The organism is Kitasatospora sp. NPDC024654 (genome assembly GCF_055559155.1).
On record NZ_JBVHLF010000078.1, the window covers coordinates 25,438 to 32,689 of the forward strand.

5 protein-coding genes are annotated in these 7,252 nt (G+C 74.6%); 2 read left to right on the forward strand and 3 right to left on the reverse strand.

The features are described 5' to 3' along the window. Nucleotides 1–193 precede the first annotated feature (193 nt). Genes ACZ38L_RS31295 through ACZ38L_RS31305 form a run of 3 tightly spaced genes read right to left on the reverse strand, consistent with a single transcriptional unit; the run spans nucleotide 194 to nucleotide 3,641 of the window. The gene (locus tag ACZ38L_RS31295; protein ID WP_465699608.1) at nucleotides 194–652 is read right to left on the reverse strand and encodes a DUF742 domain-containing protein; all 459 of its coding nucleotides are present in this window, start codon (nucleotides 650–652) and stop codon (nucleotides 194–196) included. Next, nucleotides 649–1,056 carry a roadblock/LC7 domain-containing protein gene (locus ACZ38L_RS31300; protein ID WP_396562225.1) on the reverse strand — a complete coding sequence of 136 codons (408 nt, stop codon included), beginning with the start codon at nucleotides 1,054–1,056 and terminating at the stop codon, nucleotides 649–651. The genes ACZ38L_RS31295 and ACZ38L_RS31300 overlap by 4 nt, the downstream gene beginning before the upstream one ends. Beyond that, the gene (locus ACZ38L_RS31305; RefSeq protein WP_465699611.1) at nucleotides 1,053–3,641 is read right to left on the reverse strand and encodes a sensor histidine kinase; all 2,589 of its coding nucleotides are present in this window, start codon (nucleotides 3,639–3,641) and stop codon (nucleotides 1,053–1,055) included. The genes ACZ38L_RS31300 and ACZ38L_RS31305 overlap by 4 nt, the downstream gene beginning before the upstream one ends. Nucleotides 3,642–3,932: 291 nt before the next feature. Here ACZ38L_RS31305 and ACZ38L_RS31310 point away from each other — a divergent pair, with 291 nt between their 5' ends. Further along, a complete protein-coding gene (locus ACZ38L_RS31310) occupies nucleotides 3,933–5,759 on the forward strand; it encodes an AMP-dependent synthetase/ligase (RefSeq protein WP_465699613.1) in 1,827 nt (608 codons plus the stop codon). 229 nt (nucleotides 5,760–5,988) lie between these two features. Then, the gene (locus ACZ38L_RS31315; protein ID WP_465699615.1) at nucleotides 5,989–7,251 is read left to right on the forward strand and encodes a chitinase; all 1,263 of its coding nucleotides are present in this window, start codon (nucleotides 5,989–5,991) and stop codon (nucleotides 7,249–7,251) included. Nucleotide 7,252 lies beyond the last annotated feature (1 nt).

The window sequence follows — 7,252 nt, forward strand, 5'->3', positions numbered from 1 at the left end:
CGGCGGGGTACCGCCGCATCGGCCACGCCTGCTGCGCGCTCATCGGCTCCGCCTCCCCCGGCTCTCCGCCCGGCGCGGGTCCCGCGCCTCGGTGTACGGATCCGAGCGTTCCATGCCGACCCCCTCGGGGGCAAGCCTGTCCGATCCGTGGGTCGGCGACCCCGGACCGGCACGGTCGGGCAGGGCCGACCGGTCAGAGCGCGCGGAGCCCGCTGATCACCTGACGGAGCACCCGCTCGTCGGGGAGCTCGGCGAGCGGGACGGGCCGGGTCACCTCGATCAGCTCGGCGTCGTACAGATCGCCGAGCAGCACCCGCACCACGCTGACCGGCAGGTCGGTGTAGGAGCCCAACTCCGCGACGCTCAAGGGCACTTCACGGCAGAGGTCGAGGATCGCCCGATGCTCCGGGTCGAGCGCGGGCTCGGACGGCGGCTCGGAAGCCGGCTCGGACGACGGCTCGGAGACCGGCTCGGGCGCGGTGGCAGCGCGCCCGGCCGGCTCCCGGCTGATGATCATCGAGATCAGGTCGAAGAGACCCTCCTCCGCCGGGCGGGTTCGGCCGCGGGTCATCGCGAAGAGCCGCACGACCGGGCCCGCCTCGTCGTCGAACCACTGCTCCTCGGCGGGGAGTCGGTCCGCCGGGCCGGTCATCCGGCCGCGGTCCGCGGCGCGGCACCGAGGTGCTCGCCGACCCGCTTCACCAACAGGGCCATCTCGTAGGCGATCTGGCCGATGTCGGAGTCGGCGCCGGCCAGCACGGCGAGGCAACTGCCGTCGCCGGCCGCGGTGATGAAGAGGAAGGCCTCGTCCAGCTCGACCATGGTCTGACGGACCGAGCCCACCTCGAACTGGCGCCCGGCCCCCTTGGCCAGGCTGTGCAGGCCGGCCGCCACCGCGGCCAGGTGCTCGGCGTCCTCACGGCCGAGGTTCCGCGAGGCTGCCGTGGCCAGTCCGTCACCGGAGAGGATGACCGCGTGCCTCAATGACGCGACCCGTCCCACCAGGTCGTCCAGGAGCCAGTTCAGGTCGCCGGCTGGCTGGGGTGTTGCGGTCATCGATCTCTTCCTTCCGCTGGTGCGGGTGGTGCTGGGCGTGGTGCGACCGGCAGGGCCGGGGGTACGGGGGCCGAGGCCAGCGCCGGTCGGCCGCCCGGCGCCGCGGCGGGCACGGGGACGGCCGGCGGCGACACGGCCGGCGGTTCGGCGGGCGGCGCGACGGGCGCCGTGGGCTCCGCGCGGCCTCGGCGGTAGCCGCGCTGGAAGGAGGCGAAGGCGGCCCGGGCCTCCTCCGGGGAGCGCTCCCGGGGCGGTTGCTCGGACGGTACCGGGCCACCCGACCGGGCCGCCGCCTCCTTCAACTGCGGGGCGAGACTGGCCTGACGGATCCGCCGGGGCAGCGCCGAGCCCTCGTCACCCGGCGCGGGGTCCGGCTGCGCCACGGGATCCGGCTGCGCCGAGGGGTCCGGCTCGTTCGGGCGCCGGTGCCGTCCGGTGCCACCGGGCGCGGGCACCAGCACCGGGCCGCCCGCCGGCCGCCGCCGCGGCAGCCCGCCGGGACCGCGCCCGGGCTCGCTGCCGGCCGGCTGCGGCCCGGTGACCGGCCGCTGGTGACCGCGCGAGCGGCCGGCCGGGCGCCGCGGCGGCGCGGCGCCCTCGGCTCCGCCGGCCACCGCCACCAGCTCGCGCGGCCGGCCCGTTCCCGCACCGGCGACCGGGGCGGCTGGCGCGGCGGCCACGCTCGCCGCCGGCACCTCCGCCAGCAGCTCGCGCGGGATCAGCACCACCGCCGTGGTCCCCCCGTACGGCGAGGGCCGCAGGTTCACCCTGATCCCGTGCCGCCGGGCCAGCCGACTGACCACGAAGAGCCCCAACCGGTCGGTGTCGGCCAGGTCGAACTCCTGCTCCACCGCCAGCCGTTCGTTGATCTCGGCCAGCGCCTGCTCGCCCAGCCCGAGCCCGCGGTCGTCGATCTCCAGCGCGAAGCCGTGCGCGACCACCTCGCCCTGGACCGCGACCTCGGTGTGCGGCGGCGAGAAGGCCGCGGCGTTCTCCACCAGCTCGGCTACCAGGTGGGTGACGTCGGCGACCGCGCTGCCCAGCAGCCCGGTGCCGGGGAACGGCCGGATCACCACCCGGCCGTAGTCCTCCACCTCGCCGATCGCCGCCCGGACCACGTCGACCATCCGCACCGGACGGCGCCAGGCCCGGCCCGGTGAGCCACCGGAGAGGATGATCAGGCCCTCGGCGTGCCGCCGCATCCGGGTGGTCAGGTGGTCGAGCCGGAACAGGTCCGCCAGCTCGGCCGGGTCCTCGGTGCGCCGTTCCATGGTGTCGAGCAGGGTGAGCTGACGGTGCAGCAGCACCTGGCTGCGCCGGGCCAGGTTGACGAAGACCGCGGAGACCCCGCGACGCAGCTCGGCCTGCTCGACCGCGGCCTCGATCGCGGCCCGCTGCACCGCGCTGAACGCCCGGCCCACCTGCCCGACCTCGGCCGGTCCGAAGTCCAGGTCGGGCGCCTCGGCGGCGAGGTCCACCGGCTCGCCCCGGCGCAGCCGTCGCATCACCGCGGGCAGCCGGGTGCCGGCCAGCTCGTGCGCCGCGTTGCGCAGGCCGATCAGCTGGCGGACCAGTCCGCGGCCGACCCGGAACGAGATCAGCACCGAGAGCACGACCGCCAGCAGTCCCGCCAGCCCGGCGATCGCCGCGTGCCAGAGCTGCGCGCTCGCGTCGGAGGTGGCCTGCGAGGCGAACTGCTCGGCCTGGCTGCTGTCGAGCGCGCCGAGGTCGTTCAACGCGTAGTCGGCGGTCTCCCGCCAGAGCGGGGCGCCGACGATCTGCGCCGCGTCGGCGGGGTCGGTGGCGGCCTGGAACTCGCGCTCGGCGAGCTGCAGCTGGGTCAGGTCCGGGCCGGTCTGCAGCTTGACGTACTGGGCCTGGTCCGGCCCGGTCAGCTCGCCCCCGAAGACGGTGTAGAGCGCCTGCTGGTCGTGCATCGGGTCGAGCACGGCCTGGTAGTCGGACTGGGTGGGGGTGCCGTCGGCCTGCAGCGCCTCCATCGCCGCGTCCTCCTGGGAGAGGTAGTCGCGGGCCCGGGCCAGCTCGATCAGGATGGTGCCCTGGCGCGGCAGCTGGCCGGTCAGTCCGGTCAGGAAGACGGCGCGGAAGTCGAACAGCGGCTGGATCAGGTTGGTGTACTGACCGAGCGCGTACTCCCAGGTGATCGCGGCCTGGCCGACCTGGCCCCGGAGCGCGCCGAGCTGCCCCTCCCGGGTCAGCAGGCTCTGCAGCGCGGTCCGCTGGGTGCGGCCCAGCTTGGCCGCGTCGTGGCCGTGCAGCCGGGACTGCAGCACCTGGAGGTCCTGGTCGGTGTCGGCCTGCGCCTTCCGGTAGCCGTCCAGGACGCCGTTGCCGGCGGGGTCGGCCAGCTGTAGCGCGGCGGCCCGGCGCTCGCTCTGCAGGTCCTCGGTGAACTGCTGCACGGCCGGCCCGAACGCCCGGTAGGCGGCGGCCAGGCCGAGCTGGTCCCAGGCGCCGCTCGTGGTGACCAGCGTGGCGTAGGCCCACAGGGCCACCAGCGACACGATGGGCACCAGGAGCAGCGCGACGATCTTCGCGCGGATCGAGCTGCTGCGCAGGCGCATGGAGTCCTCGGTCGGGTCTGCCCGAACGGGTCGCCGTCGGGTGACGGGCCGTCCGGTCCGGGCGTGCGGGGCGTACGTCGGGCCGAGCCGGCCCGACGCGGTCGCCAGGCCGATTGATCTGCGTGAGCTTACTACTGGATTCCTGGCGGTTCGACGGGTCATGGAGTTCGACGGGCCGTGGAGACCGTTGGTGCCGATCCGGTGTGGGAATCCGGCAGCCCTGGGCAGCGCGACGGCGATCCGATAGCTTCGCCTCCGGACCCCGGAGGGGGCTCCAGACCCGGGAGGACCGTGCGCGAGCTGAGCACCCCGCCGCTGGCCCCACCCGCACCGGGCGGCCTCGCCGAGTCGGTGTACGAGACCGCCGAACACACACCCGAGCTGGTGCAGTTCTGCCGCCCGGGCGGGGGCGCGGGCGGCTGGACCGCGGTCACCGCGCGGCGGTTCCGGGACGAGGTGCTCGGCCTGGCCAGGGGGTTACTGGCCCGCGGCGTGCGGTTCGGCGACCGGGTCGCCCTGATGTCCCGCACCCGCTACGAGTGGACCCTCTTCGACTACGCGCTCTGGTCGATCGGCGCGATCCCGGTGCCGGTCTACCCCACCTCCTCGGCCGAACAGGTCCGCTGGATCCTGGCCGAGACCGGCGCGGTGGCCTGCGTGGTGGAGAACGAGGACCACGCCATGACGCTCGGCGCGGTCTGCGACGCGCTGCCCGAGCTGGCCGCGATCTGGCAGCTGGACCAGGACTGCGTGCGGACCCTCACCGAGGAGGGCGCGGTGGTGCCGGGCGAGCTGGTGCACCGCCAGCGGCAGGCGGTCACCGCCGACTCGATCGCCACCGTCGCCTACACCTCCGGCACCACCGGCCGCCCCAAGGGCTGCCTGCTCACCCACGGCAACTTCAGCGCCGAGGCGGACAACGTGCTGGCCGGCTGGCGGTCGGTGTTCACCGAAGCCCCGGGCGAGCAGCCGAGCACCCTGCTCTTCCTCCCGCTGGCCCACGTCTACGGCCGGATGGTGCAGGTCGCGGCGGTGCGCGGCGGGATCCGGCTGGGCCACCTGACCGAGCTGGGCGCGGACGCGCTGCTGCCCGCGCTGGCCTCGTGCCGGCCGACCTTCCTGCAGGCCGTCCCCTACGTCTTCGAGAAGCTGCACGCCGAGGCCCGGCGGGCCGCCGAGCGGGCCGGGCGCGGCGAACTCTTCGAGCAGGCCGCCGAGGTGGCGGTGCGCTGGGCGCGGGCGGTCGAGCTCCGCGCGCTGGGCCACGGACCCGGTCCGGGAGCCGGGCTGCGGGTCCGGCACCTGGCCTACGACCGGCTGGTCTACCAGCGGATCCGGAACGTGTTGGGCGGGCGGGTGCGCGGCGCGATGTCCGGCGGCTCCAGCCTCAGCCGCGAGCTCGGGCTGTTCTTCGCGGGCGTCGGGGTGACCGTCCACGAGGGCTACGGGCTGACCGAGACCACCGCGGCGATCACCGCCAACCCGGCCGGACGGCCCAAGTTCGGCACGGTCGGCCGGCCGATCCCGGGCGCCACGGTGGCCATCGCCGAGGACGGCGAGGTGCTGGTGCGCGGCGGCAGCGTCTTCACCGGCTACCTCAACCACCCGCGCTGCACGGCCGAGGCGCTGCGGAACGGCTGGTTCGCCACCGGCGACCTGGGCCGGCTGGACGAGGACGGCTATCTGACCATCACCGGGCGCAAGAAGGAGCTGATCGTCACCAGCAGCGGCAAGAACCTGGCGCCGCTGGCGCTGGAGGAACGGGTGCGGGCCCATCCGCTGGTCGCGCAGTGCCTGGTGGTCGGCGACGACAGGCCGTACGTGGCGGCGCTGATCACCCTGGACGCCGGGGCGTTGGAGCACTGGCAGCGGTTCCACGGCCGGCCGGCCGCCGACGAGTGGACCGCGCTGGCCGACGAGGGGTTGCTGGCCGAGATCCAGCGCGCGGTGGCCGCCGCCAACACCGCGGTCTCCCGGGCCGAGTCGATCCGCGCGTTCCGGCTGTTGGCCGGCGAGTTCACGGTCGAACAGGGCCTGCTGACGCCCTCGTTGAAGCTGCGTCGGGAGGCCATCGCGCAGCGCTACGCGGCCGAGATCGCGGCGCTCTACCCGGGCTGATCCCCCGCTCGCTCCCATCCCGTACCCCGGTTGAGCGGCGGTGAAGCGCCACCTCAACGGAGCCTGAAGTCTGCGCCGATCCTCTTGACCGGCCAGTTGGTCTAGTCCATTTTGGTGACAGCTCGTCCGCTCCGCGCTCCCCCCGGCGCGCGGGGCGACGCCCCCACAGCCGTCTGCCGGAGAGGTTCCCATGGACCGTGCCCAACTCCCACCCCAGCCCGCCGCGCCCATGGCGCGGATTCCCGGGCACCGCCGCCGGGGCCGCGCCGCGGCGACCGTCGTGGCCGCGTTCGGCCTGCTCGCCGGCGGCGTGGCCGCGGTCGCGGCCGGCGGGGCGGCGTCCGCCTCCACCACCGCCGGGACCACCGGCGCCGCCGGCACCGCGCTCGGCAGCAACTGGTACGCCTCCGCGCCGTACCTGATGCCCGAGGACAACAGCCCGCCGGACGTCTCGACGGTGATGGACGCGACCGGCCAGAAGGCCTTCCAGCTCGCCTTCATCCTGGACTCCGGCGGCTGCACCCCCGCCTGGGGCGGCACCTCGCCGATCGACACCGACACCACCATGCCCTCGGTGATCCAGACCATCCGGGCCAAGGGCGGCGACGTCTCGGTCTCCTTCGGCGGCTACGGCGGCACCAAGCTCGGCCAGGACTGCGGCACGCCCGACGCGACCGCGGCGGCGTACCAGAAGGTGATCACCAAGTACGGCCTCCGGGCGATCGACTTCGACCTGGAGGAGCCGGAGTACGAGAACGCGGCGGCGATCCACAACGAGATCGGCGCGGCCAAGATCCTCCAGCAGGACAACCCGGGGATCTACATCTCGATCACCACCGCGGGCACCACCGCCGGAACCGGCTGGTTCGGCCAGCAGATGCTCAACGAGGCCAAGGCGGACGGCTTCACGCCCGACAACTTCTCGATCATGCCGTTCGACGGCGGCTTCAACGGCGGCGCGGCCCAGACCGCGGCACTGACCGCCTTCAACGGCATCCTGCAGACCACCTTCGGCTGGGACGCGGCCACCGCGTACGCCCACGAGGGCGTCTCGATGATGAACGGGCGCACCGACTCGGCCGAGTACTTCACCCAGGCCGACTTCCAGACCGTACTGGACTTCGCCACCTCGCACGGGCTGGCGCGGTACACCTTCTGGTCCGTCAACCGCGACCGGCAGTGCGCCGGGACGGTCGACCCCGGGCTCTCCGGCTCGTGCTCCAGCGTGGTGCAGAACGACTGGGACTTCACCAAGTACACCGTGAAGTTCGCCGGGGCCACCCCACCCACCACGCCACCGACCACCGCACCGCCGACCAGCACGCCGCCCACCACCGCCCCGCCCACGACCACGCCGCCGACCACCGGTGTCTGCACGCTGCCGGCCTGGAGCGCGACCACCACGTACACCGCGAAGTCCGCGCCGGCCAGCGCGACGGCCGGGTCGGTGGTGGCGGTGACCGTCTCCGGGAGCTGGACCCCCGGCAGGTAGT

Excerpts from the sequence above, each read along its gene's own strand:
- ACZ38L_RS31295 (WP_465699608.1), bottom strand. The coding sequence starts at position 652 with ATGACCGGCCCGGCGGACCGACTCCCCGCCGAGGAGCAGTGGTTCGAC.
- ACZ38L_RS31305 (WP_465699611.1), bottom strand. The coding sequence starts at position 3,641 with ATGCGCCTGCGCAGCAGCTCGATCCGCGCGAAGATCGTCGCGCTGCTC.
- ACZ38L_RS31315 (WP_465699615.1), top strand. The coding sequence starts at position 5,989 with ATGGCGCGGATTCCCGGGCACCGCCGCCGGGGCCGCGCCGCGGCGACC.
- ACZ38L_RS31300 (WP_396562225.1), bottom strand. The coding sequence starts at position 1,056 with ATGACCGCAACACCCCAGCCAGCCGGCGACCTGAACTGGCTCCTGGAC.